Origin of the sequence: Streptomyces sp. NPDC058308, assembly GCF_042880275.1 — a bacterium.
Lineage (GTDB): Bacteria > Actinomycetota > Actinomycetes > Streptomycetales > Streptomycetaceae > Streptomyces.
In genome coordinates this window covers 1-23,717 of the sequence record NZ_JBHVZA010000055.1, presented here as the reverse complement: position 1 = coordinate 23,717, position 23,717 = coordinate 1, and the positions used below count along the sequence as shown (strand labels likewise).

General features: G+C 69.1%; 23 protein-coding genes and 1 pseudogene. 18 read left to right on the top strand and 6 right to left on the bottom strand.

Translation table 11 applies throughout. The features are described 5' to 3' along the window. Window positions 1-63 precede the first annotated feature (63 nt). Window positions 64-1,308 carry a helix-turn-helix domain-containing protein gene (locus tag ACFVYL_RS37255; protein WP_389724563.1) on the bottom strand — a complete coding sequence of 415 codons (1,245 nt, stop codon included), beginning with the start codon at window positions 1,306-1,308 and terminating at the stop codon, window positions 64-66. Between the two features lie 337 nt (window positions 1,309-1,645). On the opposite strand from ACFVYL_RS37255, the gene ACFVYL_RS37250 reads away from it, so the two are divergent. The 9 genes from ACFVYL_RS37250 to ACFVYL_RS37210 all read left to right on the top strand — a co-directional run bounded on the left by ACFVYL_RS37250 (window position 1,646) and on the right by ACFVYL_RS37210 (window position 10,991). Then, window positions 1,646-1,903 (top strand): hypothetical protein, encoded by a 258-nt coding sequence (locus ACFVYL_RS37250; RefSeq protein ID WP_389724560.1) that lies wholly within the window; start codon window positions 1,646-1,648, stop codon window positions 1,901-1,903. A gap of 186 nt (window positions 1,904-2,089) precedes the next feature. Continuing rightward, on the top strand, window positions 2,090-2,902 hold the full coding sequence (locus ACFVYL_RS37245; RefSeq protein ID WP_389724558.1) for a phytanoyl-CoA dioxygenase family protein: 813 nt from the start codon (window positions 2,090-2,092) through the stop codon (window positions 2,900-2,902). A gap of 19 nt (window positions 2,903-2,921) precedes the next feature. Next, on the top strand, window positions 2,922-3,977 hold the full coding sequence (locus ACFVYL_RS37240; protein WP_389724555.1) for a polysaccharide deacetylase family protein: 1,056 nt from the start codon (window positions 2,922-2,924) through the stop codon (window positions 3,975-3,977). Window positions 3,978-4,209: 232 nt separating this feature from the next. After that, entirely contained in the window at window positions 4,210-5,490 is a 1,281-nt protein-coding gene (locus ACFVYL_RS37235; protein ID WP_389724552.1) for a D-arabinono-1,4-lactone oxidase, read from the top strand. Between the two features lie 189 nt (window positions 5,491-5,679). Further along, window positions 5,680-6,846, top strand: a complete 1,167-nt coding sequence (locus ACFVYL_RS37230; protein WP_389724550.1) for a 2-deoxy-scyllo-inosose synthase — start codon at window positions 5,680-5,682, stop codon at window positions 6,844-6,846. Then, window positions 6,846-7,577, top strand: a complete 732-nt coding sequence (locus ACFVYL_RS37225) for a cupin domain-containing protein (RefSeq protein WP_389724548.1) — start codon at window positions 6,846-6,848, stop codon at window positions 7,575-7,577. The genes ACFVYL_RS37230 and ACFVYL_RS37225 overlap by 1 nt, the downstream gene beginning before the upstream one ends. Then, window positions 7,574-8,374, top strand: coding sequence for an SDR family NAD(P)-dependent oxidoreductase (locus tag ACFVYL_RS37220; RefSeq protein WP_389724545.1), 801 nt, complete (start codon window positions 7,574-7,576; stop codon window positions 8,372-8,374). Before ACFVYL_RS37225 ends, ACFVYL_RS37220 begins: the two co-directional genes overlap by 4 nt. A gap of 23 nt (window positions 8,375-8,397) precedes the next feature. Beyond that, a complete protein-coding gene (locus ACFVYL_RS37215; protein WP_389724543.1) occupies window positions 8,398-9,675 on the top strand; it encodes a DegT/DnrJ/EryC1/StrS family aminotransferase in 1,278 nt (425 codons plus the stop codon). A gap of 47 nt (window positions 9,676-9,722) precedes the next feature. After that, the gene (locus tag ACFVYL_RS37210; protein WP_389724540.1) at window positions 9,723-10,991 is read left to right on the top strand and encodes an ATP-grasp domain-containing protein; all 1,269 of its coding nucleotides are present in this window, start codon (window positions 9,723-9,725) and stop codon (window positions 10,989-10,991) included. Window positions 10,992-11,057: 66 nt separating this feature from the next. Here the strand turns inward: ACFVYL_RS37210 and ACFVYL_RS37205 are convergent, their stop codons facing one another. Then, window positions 11,058-11,849, bottom strand: a complete 792-nt coding sequence (locus ACFVYL_RS37205) for an SDR family NAD(P)-dependent oxidoreductase (protein ID WP_389724538.1) — start codon at window positions 11,847-11,849, stop codon at window positions 11,058-11,060. 119 nt (window positions 11,850-11,968) lie between these two features. On the opposite strand from ACFVYL_RS37205, the gene ACFVYL_RS37200 reads away from it, so the two are divergent. Beyond that, window positions 11,969-12,988, top strand: a complete 1,020-nt coding sequence (locus ACFVYL_RS37200) for an aldo/keto reductase (RefSeq protein WP_389724536.1) — start codon at window positions 11,969-11,971, stop codon at window positions 12,986-12,988. Between the two features lie 246 nt (window positions 12,989-13,234). Here ACFVYL_RS37200 and ACFVYL_RS37195 read toward each other — a convergent pair. Beyond that, a pseudogene (locus ACFVYL_RS37195) lies at window positions 13,235-13,627 on the bottom strand (5-formyltetrahydrofolate cyclo-ligase); the annotation flags it as partial. Between the two features lie 15 nt (window positions 13,628-13,642). Between ACFVYL_RS37195 and ACFVYL_RS37190 the strand changes: the two are divergent. Beyond that, entirely contained in the window at window positions 13,643-13,978 is a 336-nt protein-coding gene (locus ACFVYL_RS37190) for a hypothetical protein (RefSeq protein WP_389724533.1), read from the top strand. A 632-nt stretch (window positions 13,979-14,610) separates the two neighbouring features. Here ACFVYL_RS37190 and ACFVYL_RS37185 read toward each other — a convergent pair. Together ACFVYL_RS37185 and ACFVYL_RS37180 are read right to left on the bottom strand one after the other, a co-directional pair. Continuing rightward, on the bottom strand, window positions 14,611-14,883 hold the full coding sequence (locus tag ACFVYL_RS37185) for a hypothetical protein (protein ID WP_389724531.1): 273 nt from the start codon (window positions 14,881-14,883) through the stop codon (window positions 14,611-14,613). Further along, the gene (locus tag ACFVYL_RS37180) at window positions 14,876-15,283 is read right to left on the bottom strand and encodes a hypothetical protein (RefSeq protein ID WP_389724528.1); all 408 of its coding nucleotides are present in this window, start codon (window positions 15,281-15,283) and stop codon (window positions 14,876-14,878) included. Before ACFVYL_RS37180 ends, ACFVYL_RS37185 begins: the two co-directional genes overlap by 8 nt. A gap of 122 nt (window positions 15,284-15,405) precedes the next feature. Here ACFVYL_RS37180 and ACFVYL_RS37175 point away from each other — a divergent pair, with 122 nt between their 5' ends. Beyond that, window positions 15,406-16,008 (top strand): ArsR/SmtB family transcription factor, encoded by a 603-nt coding sequence (locus ACFVYL_RS37175; protein ID WP_389724527.1) that lies wholly within the window; start codon window positions 15,406-15,408, stop codon window positions 16,006-16,008. Between the two features lie 2,021 nt (window positions 16,009-18,029). Further along, a complete protein-coding gene (locus ACFVYL_RS37170) occupies window positions 18,030-18,665 on the top strand; it encodes a uridine kinase (RefSeq protein WP_389724525.1) in 636 nt (211 codons plus the stop codon). Between the two features lie 228 nt (window positions 18,666-18,893). On the opposite strand, the gene ACFVYL_RS37165 is transcribed toward ACFVYL_RS37170, so the two are convergent. Beyond that, the gene (locus ACFVYL_RS37165) at window positions 18,894-19,655 is read right to left on the bottom strand and encodes a SigE family RNA polymerase sigma factor (RefSeq protein WP_389724522.1); all 762 of its coding nucleotides are present in this window, start codon (window positions 19,653-19,655) and stop codon (window positions 18,894-18,896) included. A 248-nt stretch (window positions 19,656-19,903) separates the two neighbouring features. Between ACFVYL_RS37165 and afsQ1 the strand changes: the two genes are divergently transcribed. The 5 genes from afsQ1 (at window position 19,904) to ACFVYL_RS37140 (ending at window position 23,623) form a co-directional block, all read left to right on the top strand. After that, window positions 19,904-20,581: a two-component system response regulator AfsQ1 gene (afsQ1, locus tag ACFVYL_RS37160; RefSeq protein WP_389724519.1), complete on the top strand. Its 678-nt coding sequence runs from the start codon at window positions 19,904-19,906 to the stop codon at window positions 20,579-20,581. Continuing rightward, window positions 20,578-22,134, top strand: coding sequence for an ATP-binding protein (locus tag ACFVYL_RS37155; RefSeq protein WP_389724516.1), 1,557 nt, complete (start codon window positions 20,578-20,580; stop codon window positions 22,132-22,134). Before afsQ1 ends, ACFVYL_RS37155 begins: the two co-directional genes overlap by 4 nt. Then, window positions 22,131-22,730 carry a hypothetical protein gene (locus tag ACFVYL_RS37150; protein ID WP_389724513.1) on the top strand — a complete coding sequence of 200 codons (600 nt, stop codon included), beginning with the start codon at window positions 22,131-22,133 and terminating at the stop codon, window positions 22,728-22,730. Before ACFVYL_RS37155 ends, ACFVYL_RS37150 begins: the two co-directional genes overlap by 4 nt. Window positions 22,731-22,773: 43 nt before the next feature. Continuing rightward, window positions 22,774-23,331, top strand: coding sequence for a VanZ family protein (locus tag ACFVYL_RS37145; protein WP_389724510.1), 558 nt, complete (start codon window positions 22,774-22,776; stop codon window positions 23,329-23,331). A 91-nt stretch (window positions 23,332-23,422) separates the two neighbouring features. Beyond that, complete coding sequence (locus ACFVYL_RS37140; protein WP_389724507.1) at window positions 23,423-23,623, top strand: PspC domain-containing protein; 201 nt, start codon at window positions 23,423-23,425, stop codon at window positions 23,621-23,623. Window positions 23,624-23,717 lie beyond the last annotated feature (94 nt).

Genomic DNA, 23,717 nt, shown 5'->3' with positions numbered 1-23,717 from the left:
GCACACGACATCGTGTGCCAGGCCCCGCCCCTGTGCGGTTCGCCGACCGGCCGACCCGGAGCCCTAGGCGTCCTTGCCGCCGGGGCTACTCACCACCCTTTCCGCAGCACTCTCCAGTGCTTCGGAGAGAAGGCGCCAGATCTCCGCCGCCAGGTCCACGTTGGAGGCCCGACGGGCCTCCTCCCCCAGCTCCTTGAGGCGCCGCAGCCCCTCCTGCATGTCCCCCTCCAGGATCAGCAGGCGCCCTTCGAGCACACCGAGCCTCACGCGGTCGCGATAGGTCAGCCACAACTCGTCCTCGTGCAGTTTGGCGAGATGGGCGCGGGCTTGTGCATGGTCGCCCTGCTCGAAGGCCAGATGTGCCCTGAGCGTCAGCAGCTCCTGGTTCAGCAGCGGCGAACCGACAAAACCCAGGGCGACCTCCGCCTCCCGCAGACGCTCGGCGGCCCGGTCGACCAGCGGCGGGGAACTCTGCAGGTACATCGAGGCGGCGGCGAGCCGGAGACGGGCCCACAGAGTCAGGTCGGTCCGACTGTCGAAGAACTCGACGGCCCGCTCCAGGTACTCGCGCGCGGCCTCCTGATCACCCTGCCGGAGCCGCACCGTCGCGGCCGACCACAGCGCCTCGGCCCGCAGCACACCGCCGCTCTCGCCCACGAGCTCGACCAGTTCGTCCACGTGGGCGCGCGCGTCGGGAAGCCGCCCCTCCTCAGCCTCCGCCGAGACCAGGGCCATCAGTGCGGCACTGGTGTCAGGCAGGGAAAGCTGGGCCTCCCGGGCCAGTTGCACCGCCTTGCTCGCGACCTCGATGGCCTGGTTCACCTCTCCGACCGAGCGCAGGCAGCGGGCGAGCGCGGCCCAGCCCCGGCAGCGCAGCTCGGGCAGGTCGAGCTCCTCGGCGATGCTGTCGAGCTCCTTCAGGCAGGCCAGCTCCTCGGCCCTGTCGCCGAGCTGCCGCCAGTGGCGGGCGACCAGCCACAGCGCCTGCCAGCGCAGTGACGGATCGCCCGTGTCGGGCTGCTCCAGGGCGGCCATCAGCGCTTCGACGGAGCCAGTGCCGTCGGCGGATGAGGCAAGGCTGAGTGCCTGGGCGAGCGACGTGTTCGTCGACTGGACCTCGAACGCGCCGCGATCGACGTCCAGTTGCTTCGCCAGGTATGCAACGACCCGCTCGGTGGGCTGCCGTCTGCCCGATTCGAGCCGCGACAGGTAGCCGGTGGAAATCTCGTCGGCCGCGAGGGACGACTGCGAGAGCCCGCGCGCGAGTCGCAATTCCTTGAGACGCCGACCGAAGAGCGGTTGTTCCATCATCTTGATCCCAGTGAATGAGGGGCATTTGAAAGCACCCATGCGCGCGGAATGGGAATGAGAATTCCCCAGCCCCCCATGGGGTGATTCTCAGGACCTGAGTGTACGGATGGCCACGACCTCAGGCAAGTCCTTGCCCGACGTACGCACGCAACTCTTCAAACTGCATCGGACCGGATGGTCTAGACTTGCCAATGCTTGGCAAGATCTTGCCAAGTCGTCGCGACGGCGACTACGGTCCTGTTTCAGCCGGTGGGCACCGAGAGTGTCCGCCCATGATCAGCCAGGTATTACGCCACCCTGCGCGCATCTCACCTGCGCATTTCTGGAGACAATCATGAAAAGAGCTGCCCGCACCCTGCTCGTCGGCACATCACTTGCCCTCGCGGCGGCTGGTTTCGGTGTGTCCGATGGGGACATCGACTGGCCTTCGCCAGGCACCGAATCGGTGGCAACCGTGGCCGCCAGCACCGCCGAGCGTTCCGCTGGCAACATCGATCGATCGACCGAAGGCAACATTGACTGGCCCGCGCCGGGTGCTCGGACGTTGGCCGCAGCTGATGCGGGCAATGCCGGAGACATCGACTGGCCCTGAGCGGTCACCAGCGCCGGAACCAGCGGCCCGGTGAGCGATCACGCGCTGTTCCTTCGGCTCCGAGGCTGCTGTTCCCGGCGTCTCTCCCACCCCTTTTGCCTATGCAAGGACGCAGGTGGCTCCTCGTCACCTCGTTGGTATGCGCACGTACTGCCCGTCCCGTCCTGAGAACGGAGTTCCGTCGCCATGGCACCTACTGCATCCGCCGCACTTCTGGACGAATCCAGGCTGACGAGAGACCAGCTCGACCAGTTCAGTCGCAGCGGCTATCTCGTCCTGCCCGGCTTCCTCCCCGCCCGCCTCGTCGAACGCCTCAGGCCCGAGGTCGATCACTGGGTCGACCAGGGGTTCCGGGCACGGTCCATCGCGTCCTGCGTCGACCCCGCCCGACACGGCGCTCCCCCGCTCATGGAGCTCGAACTGCCCGCTCATGGCGAGCTCATAGGCCACCGGCCGCTGCTCTCGCTGATCTCCCAGGTGATGGAGGGCGACCTCGTCTTCCATCACCTGCACAGCGACCGGCAGGCTCCCGACGTTCCGGGCAAGCCATGGCACCACGACTTCGAACAGGGCGTCGGCACCGACCGTTCCAGTCTCATGGTCCACGCCCTGCACTACCTGGACGGGCTGGACCCGAGTGTCTCCTCGCTCGCCGTGCTGCCCGGTTCACACCTGAAGACCGCCGAGAAGTCCGCGCTGGCCGATCACGGTACTTCCCCGCTGCCTGGCGAGGTGGTCATCGACTCCCTGCCCGCCGGGTCCACGGTTCTGCTGCACTCGGCTCTCTTCCACGCGCGCCGCCCGCAGCCGGGCGGCACAGGAAAGCCGCGCTACTTCGTCGACGCCTCCTACTGCTCGGCCAATACGATGTGGCCGCCGGTCAAGCCGTACTGGCGCCACATGCTGGGACGCGCCCGGGAGCTCGGCCTGGGCGACGATGTCCAGTGGCCCGAGTTGTTCGCCGACCGGCACTTCACCGAGTACAGCCATGGCAACTGACCCGGACGGGAGAAGGGCCATGGCCTATGCGGGCATATCCTGGAGTTCGTCGGGCTACGAGGTCGCAGTGCTCGGCTCCGACGACGGTGCCCTGCGCCCCACGACGGTGTTCGCACCGCGCCGCGTCGAGGACCTGATCAGTTATCTGCGGGGCTTGGGACCCGAGCTGTTCACTGTGGTGGAGAGCACCAACGGAATCCTCGACGGACGGCTCATGGCCGCCGGGCTCGTCGTCCACCGGGCCGACCCCCGGCTGCTCCCCGCCCGCCCCCTGTTCGGGTCCGTGCCCGCCGCGGCCCTCGCCGAGGCCGGCCGCCGATCGCCCCACAACCTGACGCGGCTGGTGCGCACGCGTGGCACTCAGACGGGCCGCGAGAAGGAGATCGACTCCTGGATCGCCTCGAGCACCGACATGCTTGCCCGGCTCGACCGCGACGGCCTGGCGCTCAGCCACGGCGACAGAGATCGCCGGGAAGTGGCGTTGACCTTCGACGACGGCCCCCTGCCCCCGTACACGGGACAGGTCCTCGACATACTCGAACGCTACGGTGTGCCCGGCACCTTCTTCTGTGTCGGCATGAACGCCCGTGCCTATCCGGAAGAAGTGGCACGGATGCGCGAGCAGGGACACACGGTGGCGAACCACACCTGGTCCCATCCGATGCTGCCGGAACTCGACCACGGCCAGCTTCGCGAGCAGTTGGAGCGCACTCAGGACGCCTTGTCGGAGGCGGGAGGCGGGCCCGTCTCCCGCCTCTTCCGGCCACCCTACGGAGCGCGCACCCCCGAGGTACTCGGCTGGCTCGCCGAGACGGCATCACAAGTGGTGCTCTGGGACGTCGCGCCCGACGACTGGGCGATGCCCGGGGCCGACACCATCGCCGGGCTCATCCTCGACAGCGTCCGGCCGGGGTCGGTGATCCTCCTGCACGATGGCGGCGGCGACCGCTCCCAGACCGTCGCCGCGCTGCCCGCCGTCATCGAAGGTCTGCTCGCCGACGGGTATCGCTTCGTCACCGTCGACGAACTGGCCCGTCCACACGGCACGGGGCAGCCGGCTCTCGCCACGGGCTGAGGAACCGCGTCTCCCTTCACTCGCCGTCGGCCACGCACATCCACAGCGTGGCCGAGCCGCCGCCGAACCCGGTTTCCCCGGGCCGGCCGACGGATCCCCGCAGGGGCACCGGCGCCGTCAGCCGACCGGCACCGGCGCCCCTGCCCGTCGCGCGCCCGGATTGCGTACGTACCCACCACCGTTCGCCATCGCGGCGTCGTGGCCCGACGCCGCCCGACCCATCGAGGTGTCCATGCCTGCTGCCTCCACCACCTGCCCGCCCGTCACCAATTGGGCGGGCAACGTCACCTACCAGGCGTCCCGGGTGCACCGCCCCTCGTCAGTGGCCGAACTGCGGGCACTGGTCGCGGGCAGCGACCGCATCCGCGGCCTGGGGACGGGGCACTCGTTCAATCTCGTCGCCGACAGTCCGGGCGAGCTCGTCCGGCTCGACGGTCTGCCCGCGGTGCTCGATGTCGACTCCACCCGCCGTACCGTGACCGTCGCCGGGGGTATGCGGTACTCCGACGTCATCGGTCCGCTGTACCGCGCCGGGTACGCCCTGCCCAATCTCGCCTCCTTGCCGCACATCTCCGTCGCGGGGTGCGTCGCCACCGCCACCCACGGCTCCGGGGACGGCAACCAATGCCTGTCGGCGTCCGTGCGGGCCCTGGAACTCGTGACACCGCACGGCGAGGTGATGTACCTCGACCGGGAGAGCCACCCCGAGACGTTCGACGGAAGCGTGGTCGCCCTGGGTGCTCTCGGCGTGGTCACCCGACTCACCCTGGACGTCGAGGGCACCTTCGACGTGACCCAGGAGGTCCGCGTCGACGTCCCACTGGAGGAGATCGCCGAGTGTGCCGACGCCGTGTTCGCCGCCGCCTACAGCGTCAGCGTGTTCACGGACTGGCGGCGCGAACACGGCACGGTGTGGCTCAAGCGGCGTGCCGACCGGCCGGGCAGCGGTTGGGCGGGCGGCCGGCCCGCACGGCATACGCTGCATCCCGTGCCCGGCATGCCGCCCGGGAACAGCACGCAGCAACTCGGGGTTCCCGGGCCCTGGTTCGAGCGGCTGCCCCACTTCAGAGCGGACCTGGTGCCAGGCGCCGGGGAGGAGCTGCAGTCCGAGTACTACCTGCCCAGGGCCGTCGCGGCACAGGCCATGACGGCGCTGCGCAGCGTCGCCGAGCGTCTCTCCCCGTACCTGCATATCGCCGAGGTGCGCACGGTGCGCGCGGACACTCTCTGGCTGAGCCCCGCCTATGAGCGCGATTCGGTCACCTTCCACTTCACCTGGGTCAAGGACGCCGCCGCCCGCGAGGCGATCGCCGCGGTGGAGGAGCTCCTGGTGCCACTGGGGGCACGACCGCACTGGGGCAAGCTCACCATGATTCCCGCGGCTGATCTGGCGGCCGGCTATGAGCGGGCTGCCGATTTCCGGCGCCTGCTCGATGACCACGACCCCGCGGGGAAGTTCGGTAACGCCCTCGTGTCCGAGCTCTTTCCGCGCACGGCCGTGACATCGACGTGAGGCAAGCGGGGGCACCGTTTGCCTCCCGTCCGCCTGGCACTTCTGGGCTGCGACCAGGGTGCCGTCCCTCTCTCGATAATGAGTGTTGCCAAATATTGCCAAGCGCCAGTCACATCTGGCAATGTTCCTGCCGACGGGCCCCCACCTCAAGGCCAAGCCCCGATTCCCTTGCATACAGATGGAGTTGCCATGACCATTTCGACCGGACTGCACTCCGGACTCGACCGACGAGTCCGCTTCGGTGACGTCAGCTATGACTTCTACGTCCGACACGGCGACGCCGCCTGGAGCGACCTGCGGACCCGCCTCGACGCCCTCGACGCCGACCGGTTCGTCGTCGTCGCCGACAGCGGTCTGCCCGACAGCCTGGTGGCCGCCACCGAACTGGCCTTGAGCACCGTCGCCCCGACACTGGTCGTCCAGGCACATGCCGACGAGACCGCGAAGACTCTGAGCGTCCTTGACCAGCTCGCCGAGCAGGCCCTCAAGAGCGGCATCACCCGCCGATCCGTGGTGGTCGCACTCGGCGGCGGTGTGATCGGCAACATCGCGGGCCTCCTCGCGGCGCTGCTGTTCCGCGGTGTGCGGCTGGTGCACATGCCGACCACACTGCTCGGCATGTCGGACTCGGTGCTCTCGCTCAAGCAGGCCGTCAACTCCCGCTGCGGCAAGAATCACCTGGGCACCTTCCACACCCCGACCCTGGTCTGGAACAACCTGGACTTCCTCCAGACACTGCCCGCGGACGAGATCCGCTCCGCGCTCTGCGAGATGATCAAGAACGTGCTCGGTATCGTCCCTGACCGCTACGACGAGGTCGCCGGGCTGCTGCGGAGCGACGCCCGCTACTCCCCGGAAGTCATCACGCGGTTCATAGACCTGTGCGTCGACGCCAAGACCTCCGTGATGCACGACGACCACACCGAGAAGAACGGGGCACTCGTCCTCGAGTACGGCCACACCACGGGGCACGCGGCGGAGCTGCTGACCGGGGGCCGGCTGCGCCATGGCTTCGCCATCGGCATCGGCATGCTCGCGGCCGCGCGCATGTCCCGGGAGCTCGGTCTCCTGGACCACTCCGACGAGCGGGCCCACCGTCGTCTGCTGGAACTCAACGGCGCCCCGCTCCGGCTGCCTGACGGCATCGGCACGGACGCCGTCCTGGAGGTCATTCGTCTCGACAACAAGCGGGGCTACGTGCCCGGACGGGCCGGAACGCTCGACTTCATCCTCCTCGAAGGGCTCGGCCGCGCTCATCGCTCCGCCGGCAAACTGATCACTCAGGTCGACGAGGACACGGTGCGGCTCGGCATCGATTCCGTCCTCAGCGACCGCTACGCGCTGGCGGGTGTCTGATGGCCACTGTCGTCCGGGGCGAACGCGTCCCCTTCGGGCCCATCGCCAACGACATCTCCGGCCCCGCCCGCACCCACCGCCAGGTCGGCGGCAACGGCGTGTGCCGCTGGAAGATGCTGATGAACGGCATGCACCTGGAAGGTGAGTGGAACTGCGTCGAGTACGTGGTCATCGAGCCCGGCGGCTCGGTGGGCGAGCACGTTCACCTGCGAACGGAGGAGATCTACTACATCGTCTCCGGCCAGGCTGTCGTGACCATGGACGGTGAGGAGATCGCGGTGCGCGCCGGCGATCTCGTCACCACTCCGATCGGCTCGGCGCACTCGATCGCCAACCGCAGCGACGAGGACATGCACTTCTTCGTCACCGAGGTGTTCCCCGGACACGGCCCCGCAGCCGCCCCCGCGCGGCTGCACGTACCCGACCTGCTCGGGGCAGGCGCAGGCACCCGGGTGGCCCACGTCGATCTCACCCCGCACTTCACCGGCGACTGGCGGCAGTTCCGCCTGCTGGACCTGGCCGCGGGTGACAGCGTCGAGGAGGAGGTGCCCGCGGACCGCAGCATCGTGCTGCACGTCCTGGAGGGCACCGCGGTCATCCACGTCGCCGCCGACGCGTACGCCGGCGGGCCGGGGCTCTCCGTCGCGGTACCGCCCAAGTACGCCCACCGCCTGGTCAACACCGGAGCCGGCCCGCTCCGGGTCATCAGCACGGAAGTGGGCGTGGCATGAAGCTCGGACTTGACGGCCGGACAGCCTTGGTCACCGGCGCCGCGAGCGGCATCGGCGCCGAGACCGCACGGGTCCTCGCGGCCGAGGGCGCCCGGCTCGCCCTGATCGACCGCGATGCCGAGCAGCTGGAACTCGTGGTCAAGGAGCTCGGCGAGGCCGCCGAAGTGACCGGCGTGGTCGGCGACCTGGGTGACGCGGCCGGGGTGACCCGAGCGGTCACCGATGCTCTCGGTTCCCTGGGCGGTGGCGCCGACATCCTCGTCAACAACGTCGGACAGTGCCGGGCCCGCGGCTTCGCGGAGCTGACCGACGAGGACTGGCTGCGCACCTTCGAGATCAATTTTCTCAGCGCCGTGCGCACCATCCGGCTCGTTCTCCCGGGCATGCGGGAGCGTGGCCGGGGTTCCATCGTCACCAACGCCTCCGACCTGGCCCGTCAGCCCGAGGCCGGACCGGCCGACTACCAGGTTTCCAAGGTGGGACTGCTCAGCCTCACCAAGAGCCTGGCCCTGTCCGAGGGTCCCACGGTCCGGGTCAACGCCGTCGCGCCCGGCCCGGTGTGGACTCCGCTGTGGACCAGGCCCGGCGGCTTCGCCGACACCCTCGGTGACGTGCACGGCCGGGACGCCAGGGAGGCGGTCGAGTACGAGATGAGCAAGCGTCAGCTGCCGCTCGGCCGGATGGGCACGCCCGACGAGGTCGCGCGCGTCATCGCGTTCCTGGCCTCGGACGCGGCGTCGTTCGTGACCGGCTCGGTCTGGGGCGTGGACGGCGGCACCGTCCGCGGCCTTCTGTAACCCGCTCTCGGAGGAGTTGGAAGATGACAACCGGACTGGCCGTGGATGGTGCCGCCCCGGTGCGCGGGGGCCGCCCGTGGCCACCCTGGCCGCAGCCCGCCTCGGGTGCCGGACTGGCGCTGCTCGACGTACTGCACTCGGGACGTTGGTCGATCGCCAGCCCCTGCACGGGGGAGCCGACCAGGGAGCGGCGCTTCGCGGACGACTTCGCCTCCTATCTGGGCACCGGACACTGCATTCCCACCGCCAGCGGCACCGCTGCCCTGATGACGGCCCTGGAAGCGTGCGGAGTGGGCGCGGGCGACGAGGTGATCGTGCCCGCTCTGTCCTGGGCCGCGTCGGCGTCAACGGTACTCGGTGTGAACGCCGTACCGGTGTTCGTGGACATCGACCCGGAGACCCTGTGCCTGGACCCCGCCGCCACCGAGGCGGCCATCACACCGGCCACCAAGGCGATCGTGGTCGTCCATCTGTACTCGGCTCTCGCCGATCTGGACGCCCTGCAGTCGGTGGCCGGCCGACACGGACTCGCCCTGATCGAAGACGCCGCCCAGGCCCACGGCGCGACCTACCGCGGGCTCAAGGCGGGTACTTTCGGTGACGTCGGCACCTTCAGCATGCACCACACCAAGGTGCTCAGCAGTGGTGAGGGCGGCGCCGCGGTCACGGATGACCCGGACATCGCCCGCCGCATCGAGCACCTGCGCGCGGACGGGCGCGTGCGCAACCCCGACTTCCCCGGTACCGGCATGCCGGAGCTGGTGGAGACCGGCGAACTCATGGGCAGTAACCGCTGCCTGTCGGAGTTTCAGTCGGCGCTGCTCAGCGCCCAGCTGACCGACCTCGACGAGCAGAACGCGGTCCGTCGGGCCAACGCGGCTTTGCTCGACGAGCTGCTCGGCGAGCTCGGCCTCCGTCCACAGCGCACTTCGCGCGGCACCACCGAGCGCACCTACTTCGGTTACGCGGCCGCTCTGCCCGACCACGTGCTGCGCACCGTTCCGTCCACGGCCGTCGCCCGAGCAGTTACCGCCGAGCTGGGCCTGCACGTCCGGCCGGTGTATCAGCCGCTCTACAGCAGCCCGCTGTACGACCCGGCCTCGCGGCCCCGGTTCGCCATCGGCCCCGGTCATCTCGAGCGGATCGCTCCCGGGCGGTACGACCTGCCCGAGGCGCGGCGGGCGGCCGATGCCTTTCTCACCTTCCACCACAGCGCGTTGCTCGGTGACGCGTCGGACATGCACGACATCGCAGAGGCATTCCGCCGTGTCCTAGCCCTCGGCTCCCGCCTCGCGCGCTGAGCAACGCCGCCCCACCCCTCGACCGGACCTCCCCAGTGAGGAAGATGATGGCCAGCAATCCCCCTTCCAAGACCGTCGTGATCGTGGACGGCTACTCCAACGCCCCGGCCCTGATCGACGCGTTCGCCGCACACGGATACCCGGCCGTGCACGTCCTGGGTTCGGCCGAGCCGCACGCAGCCATGGTCCAGCCCCGGCCCGAGGACTACATGGACTGGCTGGTCTGCCCGGACGAGGCCGCCGTGCCGACTGCCGTGGACCGCCTCGCCACGCTCGACCCGATCGCCGTGATTCCCGGCCAGGAGCCGGGCGTCCGGCTCGCGGACACGCTCGGTGAGCGACTGGGGCTCATGGGGAACGGCACGGCGCTGTCCCGGGCGCGCCGTGACAAGTACGAGATGATCGAGACGCTGCGTGCCGCGGGCATCCGGTGCGCCGAGCAGATGAAGACGAGCTCCGCCCAGGAGGCCGCCGACTGGGCGCGTGCCCTCGGCTCCTCGCCCGTCGTGGTCAAGCCGCTCGCGTCGGCTTCGGCCGACAACGTCTACATCTGCCACACCCCCGACGAGGTGACCACCGCGGTCGGCCGCATCCTGGCGTCCACCACGGTGTTCAACGAGCGGAACACCGAAGTGCTCGTGCAGTCCTTCCTCTCGGGCCCGGAATTCTCCGTGGACACCGTGTCCGCGGGCGGTGCGCACCACTTGGCCGATGTCTGGGAGTCGCGGCGCAAGGCCATCGGCGGCGGGCGCCAGATCTACGACATGGCGGTTCTGCTCAATCCCGGCACCGAGCCCGTCACCACGCTGTTCTCGTATGTGCGCGAGGTCCTCGACGCGCTCGGCATACGTCACGGTGCCGCCCATGCGGAGATCATCATGACTCCGCAGGGTCCCGCCCTGGTGGAGATCGGCGCGCGGATGAACGGCGCGATGATCCCGGACTTCTACGACACGGTTCTCGGCACCAACGCGGCCCGTCTGGTCGCCCATGCCTATACCCGGCCGGAGGATTTCGCCAGGACCCATGGCGGTCAGGTCTACCGGCCGCTGCGGGCCGCCGCCGTCTACGAAGTGCCCACAGCGCTCGACGGGATCGTGGAGAGCGTCGACGAAGCCGTGCTGGACAAGCTCTCCACGCTGCCCAGCGTGTATGCGGTGTCGCTGCGCTCAGGTCCCGGCAAGCGGATCCGGCCCACCACGGACCTGACCTCCAGTCCGCTGCGTGTCCTGATGGCCGGCGCCGACGAGGAGGCTCTGCTGCGTGACCGCGCTGTGATCGATGACCTCAAGGACCTGCTGTACCGAATGCGTTGAGTCGCCCGGCACGCGTCGTGCAACCGGGGGGCGGCCGACATGGCCGCCCCCCGGTTCCGTGTTCGCTCAGCGTGAGGCTCGCTGGGCCGCCACGATCCGGCGCACCGACTCCGGCGGTTCGACACCGCGCTGGGCCCTGGAGGCGAAATCGGGGAACTGGCCGGCGACGGCGCAGCGCCACCGCAGCTTGGCCGGGGCGATGTTGATCTCACCTCGGTCGGCGGTGATGGCGTGGATGACGGCGTCGGCAACCTGGTCGGGCGAGACGGTCCGCATGCCACGGGGCACCTCGGCCCCGGTATCGGCGAACATGCCCGCCTCGCTCACGAATCCGGGCTGGACGAGAGACACCCCGACACCGGCCGCCGCCAGATCCTGCCGCAAGCTGTGCGCGAAGCCGCGCAGTCCGAACTTCGAGGCCGTGTAGAGCGAGGAGTACGGGGTCGCGGCCTTGCCCGACATCGAGCCGACGAAGGTGAGATGGCCTCGGCCGGCCTCAGCCATGCGTGGGGCGAGGAGACGAGCCAGCAGGATCGGCGCGGTGAGGTTCACGGCGAGCGCCCGGTCGATCTGCTCGGTGGTGTATTCGAGCAGGTCACCGCTGGCCGGGAGGGCAGCGTTGGCCACCAAGATGTCGACCTCGCCGACCGCGTCGGCGAGCGCGAGAACGTCGTCCCGGTCGGCGAGGTCGGCGGTCATGGACCTGGCGCCGGTCTCCTGGACCACCTCTCGCAGGGTGTCTTCTCTGCGGCCGGTCACCATCAACGAAGCTCCCCCGTCGGCGAGGCGACGGGCGAGGACCCGCCCGATACCGCCGGTCGCACCGGTCAGCAGCACGGTCGCACCGTTGATCCTCATTCACAGCCTCCAGATCGAAGTTGGCAACTCATTGCCTATCGTAGGCACAACTATGCCAGACTGGCGGTGACCGCGACCCGCAGAGCAAACGAACCGCGACTCACCCAAGGATGGTTGAGATGACGCACCCCTCCCCAGCACCGCAGCTGGAGCACCGCACGATCGGCAGGACCGGCCGACGTCTGTCGGTCATCGGACTCGGCACCTGGCAACTCGGGGCGGACTGGGGCGCCGTGAACCACGACGAAGCCCTGGCGGTGCTGCGTGCCGCACACAACGCGGGCATCACGTTCTTCGACACCGCCGACGTCTATGGAGACGGCCGAAGCGAGCGCCTGATCGGCCAGTACCTGCAGGAGGTCGGCACGGACGAGGCCGACGGCATTCAGGTGGCGACGAAGATGGGCCGCCGCGCCGTGCAGACTCCCGAAGAGTTCACCCTGGACAACTTCCGGCGCTGGAACGACCGTTCGCGGTCGAATCTCGGTGTCGAAACCCTGGACCTGGTGCAGCTGCACTGCCCGCCAACCGCCGTCTTCTCCTCCGACGCGGTGTACGACGCCCTGGACACCCTGGTGGACGAGAAGCGCATCGCGGCGTACGGCGTCAGCGTGGAGACGTGCGAGGAAGCGCTGACCGCAATCGCACGCCCCAATGTCGCGTCCGTACAGATCATCCTGAACGTCTTCCGCCGCAAGCCTCTGGAGCGCGTACTGCCCGCCGCCGCGGCGGCCGGGGTCGGCATCATCGCCCGGGTCCCGCTGGCCTCAGGCCTGCTGTCGGGCCGCTATCGCCGTGACACCGTGTTCGGCGCCGACGACCACCGCACCTACAACCGGCATGGCGAGTCATTCGACGTCGGCGAGACGTTTTCCGGCGTGGACTACGAAACGGGCCTGCAAGCGGCGGTCGAGTTCGCGGAACTGACCCCCCAGGCCTCAACCCCGGCGCAGAACGCCCTGCGGTGGGTCATCCAGCAGCCCGGCGTCACGACGGTCATCCCAGGCGCCCGCACCCCCGGCCAGGCCCGCAGCAACGCGGCATCCGCGCACCTGCCGGCACTGCCCGACGCCACGCTGCTTGCCCTTGAAGGCCTGTACGACCGCCGGCTCCGGGCACAGATCCATCCCCGATGGTGAGCAGGTGCGGCGGCTCGAACGGCCGCTGAAACGCTCACTCCGGATCGGCAGACCCACTCCGAGGCAGGCGTTTTCCGAACGTGGGCCCGCCTTGCGGTCTGGGCACACTTCGCCCTCCGTCTTCGCAAAGCCCTCCCTCGTCCCAGCCTGGGCCGCGGCCTTGAGCAGCGCCGCGGCGGGTTGCTCAGCGTGTCCAGGCGGAACGGGGGCCAGGAAGCATGGAGGAGGATGCCCGTGCTCGGTCGCCGGCAACTCTTCGTCGAGCACTTGAAAGGAGTGGACCGTCGATACGACGACAGTCTGCTCACTGATGAGGCCTGCCTCCATCAGGAAGGCAAACTCCAGGTCCGAGTAGCCCGCGCCCTTGCCGATTCGTACGCCCCGACGATTCACCGCGACACTTCCCACAACAACCATGTCCATGGGCCCCAGTGCGGAGACGTCCACTCGCGGCGCCACATGGGCAGCCACCTCGCTCGATGCTGCCTCATCCGGTGAGACCGACAGCTTCGCCGGGTCGAGGAGGTAGAACGGCCGTGCGTCGGCGAGCTTCGGAACCGCCATAAACACCGTCTTGCCCTCGGCAAGGGCACGCGCCCGGACGGGCAACTGAGCCTTCACGATACCGACGCTGCACACGAGTTGTTCTCGCCCGTGCACATCAGCCGCTTCACCGGATCTTGCTACTTGTCACTGGGCGACTTTCGCCGAGCCGAACGGCTGCTGACCAAGACCACGGACGAGTTGCACGACCGACGGAACTCGCGGGCTGTCGGCCCAGGCAGTCTGGCCCTGGCCAGGATCCGGCGGGGCGAGATGGATGCGGCGCTCGTCGCATTCAGCACTGCCGTAAACGAACTGCACAGCACACGCGGAGGTGGTGGGATGAACGTTGCCTTCAGTGCCGCCCGAGAACTGCGTCCGTGGCGCGACGAGCTGGCGGTTCAGGAAGCCCAGGACCAGCTCATGACGTTGATGGAAGTGACGTGACCACGGCATGAAGGAGCCCGGCGTGCGCACACAGGTGGATGACGAGAAACAGCGAGTTCGTGAGCGTGTCTGGCAGACGCTCGATGCGCGGGGAGCCGTCCTCAACGACACCACGCACGGCCGGACCCCGAACTTCATCGGCGTGCAGGCCCACTGCGTTCCAAGTGCTTCTCGGCATCCACAAGGGCATGTTCGCAATCACGGGCCTCACCTAAATAGGCGAGCGCTTCTGCCGCGTGCAACAGCGATAGTCCAGTGATGACGTGGTTTGTACGTCGCGACGTACGTGCGACTTGGAGCGCAAGGCCGAGTCCCTCTCGGTAGTTCGCCGCTCCGTAGAGGGCGGCATAGGAGATGCGCAAGAGCGCGTGCCCCTCTGCGTTGGGGTCCCGCAGATGGCGCGCGACCTCCGCGCCCTCCTTGTAGTACGTCTTAGCTGGCTCGTGGTCATGTCGCTGGGAGGCGTCCCAGACGAGCTGCCCCATGAACATCCCTCGGTGTCGATGGGGAATTGCCTGTGCGCGACGTACATCTTCGCTCTCAGCTCCGCCTTGTTCGGCTGGTCGCAATGAGAGCCCAACTCCATGGACCCAGTCAGATCGACTGGCAAGCGGGGCTTGGTCCACGGACCGTCAACGGCGGCGCGCGGTCAGCAACCAGGCGAGATCTATCACCGCGATCGCTCCCCAGATCCAGCAGACGACGGCGCTTCCGTCCGGCGCCAGCGCCGTGGCAAGCGCGCCCAATACCACTGTGCCCAGCACTAGCCTGGTGCTGCGCCTCAATGCCAGTGACGCGCGCAGTGGCCCCGGTTCGGCCAACCTGTCGGCCAGGTAGGCGTCGAACGCCTCCGCGACCTGATCGTCGATCTCGTCCCGCATCTGGGCATCCAGTGATTCAGACATGGACGGCCACCCGCTGCACCGCAGTCGCCTGAACGGAAGCCGCCGTCGGTGGCCGCAGCGCGACGACAGCGCACAATGCCGCCAGGGGCAGTTCCAGCGTGCAGGCCAGCGTCAGTGAGATGAAGACGTAGTGCCCGGCCGTCATGACGTCGAACCAGGCGTCGACCAGCAACAACACAGCTGTCGCGATTGACGCCAGCGGCGCCCGGTGGTCACTGCGCCGGACCAGCACCGCCGACGTCAGCAGGCCGGCGATCTCCAACGCATCGAAGCCAACCCAGGCGACCCGCCAGTGCTGCGCCGGATAGGTGTCAGGCAGCGTCGTCCACAGCACCGCGAGCCATGGCACCAACGCCAGCCCTGCGGCCAGTAACAGCCTCCCGATCAGGTTTTTTCGCATCTCGACCCCCGAGCGTCCCGGCGCCCGCTGGCGCCCTCTTGAACCAAAGTAGTGATTGCAGAGATATTCTGCAAACAATCTCTGTAACGATTGCAGAGAGTCTCTGCAGTACGCTGGTCGGCATGGTCGAGCGCCCCGAGAAGAGAGTGCTCACCGGCCCGGACCTCAAAGCCTTCTACAAGGCGCTGTCCAACCCGGTGCGCCGCGACATCCTGAGCTACCTCGGCGAGCACGGCGAAGCGAACTCCACGAGCGTCGCCAAGGCCCTCGGTGAAAGCACTGGCACCACCAGCTACCACCTGCGCAAACTCGCCGACCTCAAGCTGATTGCTGAGATCGAGGAGCGGTCCACCGGCCGGGAACGCTGGTGGAAGTCACTCATGACGGACATCTTCACGCCGCCGGGCCTGGAGTTGACGGCCGACGAACGCGAGGCCGCGGTGAAGATCGGCGCCCTCAAGATGACCCATGACCTGAACCTGGTCGTGAGCGCATACGCCGGGTACGACTCCTCCGCAGGCTGGAACCAGATCTACCGCGCCGGATTGCGGATGACGAAGGAGCAGGTCGCCACGTTCGTCGAGGAGTACCAGACGCTTCTACGCAAATACCTGACGGAGCCCGGTGACAACCCATCCGACTCACGGCACATGGCCGTACGCCTGGTAGTTGTGCCCGACGAGGGCCCCCGGCCCGCCCTGCCGACTGAGCCGGCCGACGATTAGCGCCGTACCAGACGACAGACTCCTGACATCGGGTCTGCCCAGGGCAGTGACGCCGTCCTGCCTCGGCCGACTTGGGCTCGCAGGCGTTCGGCCTGCTGATTTCTCGTGCTCGCGCGGAACGCCCTCGTCCTCGCCGCTCGCGGTCTGCCCGCCCCGCGGTCACGACGGTGCCGGCTCCGGCAGTGGCCGTCGGGGAGGCCCCGGGCCCGGGCGGCAGCCGTACCGATGCCGCCTCAGGATGATGTCGGGCCCGGCCTGTTTCCGCTGTCGGCGGTGCACGGGTCCGGGCTGGCGCCGGAGGAGGGGAGGCCGGAACAGCTCGCGCTGATCGGCGAGCCGTCCCCGGTGCGTATCCCGGTTGTGGAGTGGGAGACCTGGCTCACCGACGAGTCGGTGCAGGCCCGGTACTGGGCAAAGGTCGTACCAGCTCGCGCAGCGGCGTGATCCCCCGCCTGGGCTGGGGCAACGACAGCCCAACCGTCTGCCACACCTGTGACAACCACTCCTGCCAGCAGCCGAATCACCTACGGCTCGGCACCCCGGCGGAGAACCGGGCGGAATGGCTCGCGCGCCGCCGCAACCCCGCCAGCCCTCTCGCCGACCTCCGCGGACCCGCCGGCCGCTCGCGGGTTATCGGCTCGGCGATACGCACCGGGCTCGCACGCGGCGAATCCGATGGGCAGATCGCTCATCGCGTTCGAGCCGCGGCTGCGGCTGGCAAGCCCCTGAGCCTGTGGTGACCCTGGTCACTACGCCATCGAAGTGGCCACGTTCAAATAGGCGGCATTGAGTTTGCCCCCCCCGGGCGCGCGGGAAGCACTTTGACCATCAGTGAATGCCTCAACACCCCTTACCGAACGACCAATTGTCAGTGGCGGCTGGAACACTCCGGGCCGCGGCCAAGGACCATGAGACGACAACTCGCCTCGTACGACTGCCGCTTGACCCGACTCCGGGCCAAGTCGAGATCTTGCAGCGGTACGCGACGGTGTCGCGCTGCTGCTACAACTTCGCCTTCGGGCTGAAGAACGCTGCACAGCAACGCTGGTTTCACTACCGTGCCACGCTGGAGGCGAAAAGGGCTGTCGCGGCAGGAGGCGACGGCCAGGACCAAGGCGGAGGGGCCGAAGGCGCCGCGCCAGTTCGACATCCAGCACATTTCCCTCGCCGTGCGGGACAAGCCGCTCATGGGCCCCTACCTCGAAGGCGTCGAGGGCCCGGTGTACCGCTTCCGCTGGTGGGATGGCGTGAACGCCATGGTGTGCCAGCAGGCCTTTCGCGACGTGGATACTGCGTGGGCGAACTGGCAGTCATCTCTGTCGGGGAAGCGGCGTGGGCCACGCATGGCGTACCCGAAGCCCAAGCACCCGCAGAAGAGCCGAGACTCCTTCCGCATGTTCAGTGTGCGCCTGTCCTCCGATGATCTTCGGCATGTCCGCATCGGCGGTGAGCGGCGCCCAGGAGGGCAGAAGGCTTTTCATGTGCGCTTACATCGCTCCACTCGCTCTCACGCTCGTCTCCTCGCGAACGGCGGTGTGATCAAGAGCGTTACGGTCTCCCGTGAAGGGCACCGTCGGCGTCGACCTCGGTGTCGAGGTGATTGCTGCGACCTCGACTCCTCTCGTCATCGGCCCCAACGCCACGACCGACCTGTACGCCAATCCCCGTCACCTCGATCGCGCCAGGCATCGACTCCGCACCTGGGAGCGCCGCAAGGCTCGCCGTCACGTGAAGGGCAAACCCGCGCGGCTCCAGTCGAAAGGCTGGTGGGATGGCCAAGGAGAAGGTCGCCACGCTCCATGCGCTCGTCGCTCAACGCCGGCGGCCGGCCAGCACCTGCTGACGAAACGGCTCGTCACCCGTCTGGGCGCGCTTGGAGCTTCGGTTGATAATGGCTCCCGACCACACTGACGGGCCGTGTCGGGAGATGCGGACCAACGGGCCGCCTGGGTTGAACCGGAGGGAAAACAGCACCAATGACCGATTCGCCAGCAAAACCCCAGGTGAAAAGGGTCACAGGATTGGGTTCCCCTCCCCCGGTACCGATCCGCGTCGTGCTGCTCGCGGGCCCCTCCGGCTCGGGCAAGTCCTCCTTCGCGGCCCGCTGCGGGCTGCCCGTCCTGTGTCTGGACGACTTCTACAAGGAGGGTGACGATCCCACACTGCCGCAGGTGCCGGGCAGTTCGGACATCGACTGGGACTCCGTCGGATCCTGGGACGCGGACGTGGCGGTCGCCGCGATCGAGGAGCTGTGTCGTACGGGGCGCACGCAGGTACCGGTCTACGACATCGCGACCAGCTCTCGCGTCGGCCGGGAAACGCTGGACGTCGGGCGCACGCCACTGTTCATCGCGGAGGGCATCTTCGCGGCGGACATCGTGCGGCGGTGTGAGGAGCTCGGCGTGCTCGCCGACGCGATCTGCCTGCGGGGCAGGCCCGCGACCACGTTCCGGCGGCGGCTCCTCAGGGACCTGCGCGAGGCGCGCAAGTCCGTGCCGTTCCTGCTGCGGCGGGGGTGGCGCCTCATGCGGGCCGAGCGCACCATCGTGGCGCGGCAGACCGCGCTGGGCGCGTACCCCTGCGACAAGGAAGAGGCGCTGGGACGGGTCGCCGCCGCGGCGGCGGGCCGGCACGTACGGGCACGGGCCGAGGCCTGAACGACGGGGACCGAAGAGGCAGGGACCGAGAAGAGCAGGGCCGGGAAGCGAAGCCTGAAACGCAGAAGGACGCAGAAGGACCGGGAGGCCTGAAACGCAGCGGGACCGGAAAGACCCCCCGGCCTTCCGGTCCCGCTGCTTGATCCCCCCCGTGCTTTCCCCCGTGTTCTTCCCCCCTGCTCCCGCCGCGTCCCCCCGGAGCGGCGGCCCCCGTGCTTCCCCCTGCCCTCAGGCGACCAACTCGCCGAAGGACTCCTCCTGGTCACGGCCGAAGCTGAGGACCTCGTCCTCGCGCAGCCGGCGGAGCGACCGCCAGATGCTGGACTTCACCGTGCCCACGCTGATGTCGAGAATGTCCGCGATCTCCGGGTCGGTGCGGCCCTCGTAGTAGCGCAGGACCAGCATCGTGCGCTGGAGTTCGGGCAGCCGGGCCAGGGCCTGCCACAGCACGGCGCGCAGCTCGGTGCCACGCATCGCGTCCGTGTCGCCCACCGTCTCCGGCAGTTCCTCGGTCGGGTACTCGTTCAGCTTGCGGCGGCGCCACGCGCTGATGTGCAGATTGGTCATGGTGCGGCGGAGATAACCGCCGACCGCGGCCTTGTCGCTGATCCTGTCCCAGGCCCGGTACGTCGAGAAGAGGGCGCTCTGCAGCAGGTCCTCGGCCTCGAAGCGGTCGCCGGTCAGGTGGTAGGCGGTTGCGTACAGAGAGGCGCGGCGCTCCTGTACGTAAGCGGTGAACTCCGCCTCCGACAGGGACTTCCGCTCCCCCGAGCCCTCCCCGTACGCGACTGCCCCGTCCGTTCCCCCGTGAGCCGCGTGTCCCCCGTGGCTCCCCTGGAACGTGTCGACCACCGTCATGATCGCGGTGTGCTGACGTCCGGTACCGAGAACGCACCCCCGGCTCACGGCACCGGACTTCTCGGAGCCCCGTCCGACGTCGTGGAGACGCGTGACAACTGCGCGTGAGCTGGTGCTGTGCAGCGTATTCATCTTGCGCCCCCCGTCGGTGGAGTCCGGTCTTGTTCCGTCTTGCTTCCGTGCTTCTTGCTTGTGACCAGAACTCTGCCGGAGCCACTTCATGACGGTGTCCGCCGACTGTCACAGGCCTGTCACAGGGGTTCGGGAGGGCTTCCACCTGTGAAGGTCGCGTGTGGGTGCGGGTACCTACCAGGCCTTTCAGGGCCCGGGGAGGGGCCAGTAGTCGAACTGGGGCCGTGGCATGGGACAGAATGACGTCCGTGCCTTCCCTGTTGCTGATCGAGGACGACGACGCCATCCGGACGGCCCTGGAGCTTTCGCTCACGCGCCAGGGGCACCGGGTGGCCACTGCTGCCACCGGCGAGGACGGCCTGAAGCTGCTCGGTGAGCAGCGGCCGGACCTGATCGTGCTGGATGTGATGCTGCCGGGCATCGACGGGTTCGAGGTGTGCCGTCGCATCCGGCGCACCGACCAGCTGCCGATCATCCTGCTGACCGCGCGCAGCGACGACATCGACGTGGTGGTGGGCCTGGAGTCCGGCGCCGACGACTATGTCGTCAAACCCGTGCAGGGGCGCGTCCTCGACGCCCGGATCCGGGCCGTGCTGCGGCGCGGCGAGCGCGAGGCCAATGACGCGGCGACGTTCGGTTCGCTCGTCATCGACCGCGCCGCGATGACCGTGACGAAGAACGGCGACGACCTCCAGCTCACGCCGACCGAGCTGCGGCTGCTCCTGGAGCTGAGCCGCAGGCCCGGCCAGGCCCTGTCGCGCCAGCAGTTGCTGCGTCTGGTGTGGGAGCACGACTACCTCGGTGACTCGCGGCTCGTCGACGCGTGCGTGCAGCGGCTGCGCGCCAAGGTCGAGGACGTGCCCTCGTCGCCGACCCTGATCCGTACGGTGCGCGGCGTCGGTTACCGGCTGGACACCCCTCAGTGACCAAACCGCACGACAAGCTCCGCGGCTGGGCCGCGGCGCGCAAGGCGATACTGGCGGGGCTGCGTTTCACGAGTCTGCGGTTGCGGCTCGTCGTGGTGTTCGGCCTGGTGGCGCTCACCGCCGCCGTCTCCGCGTCCGGCATCGCGTACTGGCTCAACCGCGAGGCCGTGCTGACGCGCGCCCAGGACGCGGCGCTCAAGGACTTCCGGCAGCAGCTGCAGAGCCGCGCGGGTGCGCTTCCCACCCGTCCCTCACAGGACGAACTGCAGTCCGCCGCCGAGCAGATGGCGAGCAGCGGCCAGCGCTACAGCGTGCTCCTGGTCGCCGAGAAGAAGAACGGCGGCCAGCTCGTCGGCTACTCCGATCTGGACGCCTTCACGCTCGCCAAGGTGCCCGGCTCGCTGCAGAAGGCCGTGCGGGACAAGCAGCAGCTCACTTCCGGCAACAAGAGCCCGTACCACCTGTACTGGCAGCGGATCGACGACCACGGCACCCCGTACCTGGTGGGCGGCGCCACGGTGATCGGCGGCGGCCCGACCGGATACATGCTCAAGTCCCTGGAGCCGGAGGCGAAGGACCTCAGTTCGCTGGGCTGGTCCCTCGCCATCGCCACGGGGCTCGCCCTGATCGGCTCCGCGCTGCTCGCGCAGGCCGCGGCGACGACCGTGCTCAAACCCGTGCACCGCCTGGGGGTCGCCGCGCGGCGGCTCGGCGAGGGCAAGCTGGACACCCGGCTGCGGGAGTCGGGGACGGATGAACTGGCGGACCTGTCCAGGACGTTCAACAGGACAGCCGAGAACCTGGAGAAGAAGGTCGCCGACATGAGCGCCCGCGACGAGGCGTCCCGGCGCTTCGTCGCCGACATGTCGCACGAGCTGCGCACTCCGCTGACCGCGATCACCGCGGTGACGGAGGTCCTGGAGGAGGAACTCGACGCGGAGACCGGCTCGGTGGACCCGATGATCGAGCCGGCCGTACGGCTCGTGGTGAGCGAGACCCGCCGGCTGAACGACCTCGTGGAGAACCTCATGGAGGTCACCCGCTTCGACGCGGGCACCGCCCGCCTGGTCCTGGACAGCGTCGACATCGCCGACCAGATCACCGCCTGCATCGACGCGCGTGCCTGGCTGGACGCGGTCGACCTGGACGCCGAGCGCGGCATCATGGTCCGTCTCGACCCGCGCCGCCTCGACGTGATCCTGGCGAACCTCATCGGCAACGCCCTCAAGCACGGCGGTTCGCCGGTGAAGGTCTCGGTGCGCCTGGAGGACGCGAAGCTGGTCATCGCCGTACGCGACCACGGCCCCGGCATCCCGGAGGAGGTCCTGCCGCACGTCTTCGACCGCTTCTACAAGGCGAGCGCGTCCCGCCCGCGGTCCGAGGGCAGCGGCCTCGGCCTCTCCATCGCCCTGGAGAACGCGCACATCCACGGCGGCGGGATCACCGCCGCCAACTGCGCGGAGGGCGGCGCGGTCTTCACGCTGTGGCTGCCGCGCGACGGCGAGGGCATCGACGGGACCGAGGACGAGGACACCGAAGGGGGCGAGGCGTGAACAGGCGAAGGATGCGTGCCGTGGCCGCCGCCGCGGGGCTCACCGCCGTGCTCGCCGGGTGCGGGATCAGGCCGACCGAGGTGCCGACCGACTACGGCGCGGCGCCGTCCCGGGTGCCGTGCGTGCTCTCGGGCTCCGGCATCGCCTCGCGGTCGGGAAGCGGGGTGCCCGTGGAGGTGTTCATGGTCTGCGCGGCGCAGCTGGTGGCCGTCGACCGGAACCTGCAGATCCGTACGGACAAGGCGGCCGACGACCGGGTGCGCATCGCCCAGGCGCTCCTCGACGAGCTGGCGACGCCCCCCTCCGACCCCGAGAAGCAGGCGGGCTTCGCCACGGACGTGCGCGGCGCCACCACCGTCTTCGGGCCGCGCAAGGGTGACCCGGAGGACGCGCTGCGGCTCAGTACGCCCCCGGAGGGCCTGTCGTCGTTCGCGCTCGCCCAGATCGTGTGCACGCTGGCCGACAACGCGGCGTCGGACGACCGGGCGGTGGTCATGGGCGGCCCGGGAAACAGCGGGCTGCGGCGCTACGAGTGCACCACGGAGGTCCGCTCCCGGCCCGGGAGCGTGGCGCCGCCGACGGAGACCGTCGGGTAGCCGCCGTCGCGTACACGGAACCGATCCTGCCGCCTGTGACGTCTTGGGGGGCGTGCGTCAAGGCTCGGGCGGCCGTGTTGCCGCCATCCGCTTCCGCGCGGCGGGGGGATTCCTCCTCGTCGCGCACCTTCTGCTCGTCGCGTGGATCACGCTGCGTCCGCTGGACGTCCCGTGGGTGAGCGCCGCGAATCTGCGGCCGCTCGCCGGGATCAAGGCTGATCTGGCGATGGGCGGCGTCCAGGCGGCCCGCCGGATCGGCGAGAGCGTGCTGCTGCTCGCCCCGCTGGGTGTGCTGCTGCCGCTGGCCGGCGGCCGGGTGGTGGTCTCGCCATGGGGTTCCCTGGTCCGCACCGTCGCCGCCGGAGCGCTGCTCTCCCTCGGCATCGAACTGCTGCAGACCGGGGTCCCCGGTCAGGTCGTCGACATCGATTCGCTGCTTCTGAACACCCTCGGGGTGACTGTCATGCATCTCGCCGTGGTGCCCGCGGTCAGGGCCAGGATCCGTCGTGACGAGGACGGGGAGCGCCGCCCGGCCCTCCCCCGGGAGGACCTGTCTCAGGGTGTGACCCCGACGATTCCCAGGGTCGGCATCGCACCCTAGATCGATGCTTTGACCCGCTTCGTGAACGTACCGTCGAGGTATCGAGGCACACAGAGAGGCCTCGCCCCCGCGGTTCACGAAGGAGCCCGACATGACCGCCCTTGCCCGCCCCACCCACGGCCGGATGATCGGCGGAGTGTGCTCAGCCCTGGCCAAGCGCTTCGGCACCTCCGCGAGGATGATGCGCGTCATCTTCGTCGTCTCGTGTCTGCTGCCCGGCCCGCAGTTCCTTCTCTACATAGCGCTGTGGGTCCTGCTGCCCTCCGAGGACAAGGCCCGCCAGGCCTGGTGACACAGTCGGCACGTACGCCGATGGGGCGCCCCTCTGGTGAGGGGCGGCCCACACGCCGAAGAGCCGCGGGCCGGCACCCCCGCGGCCCGGCTAG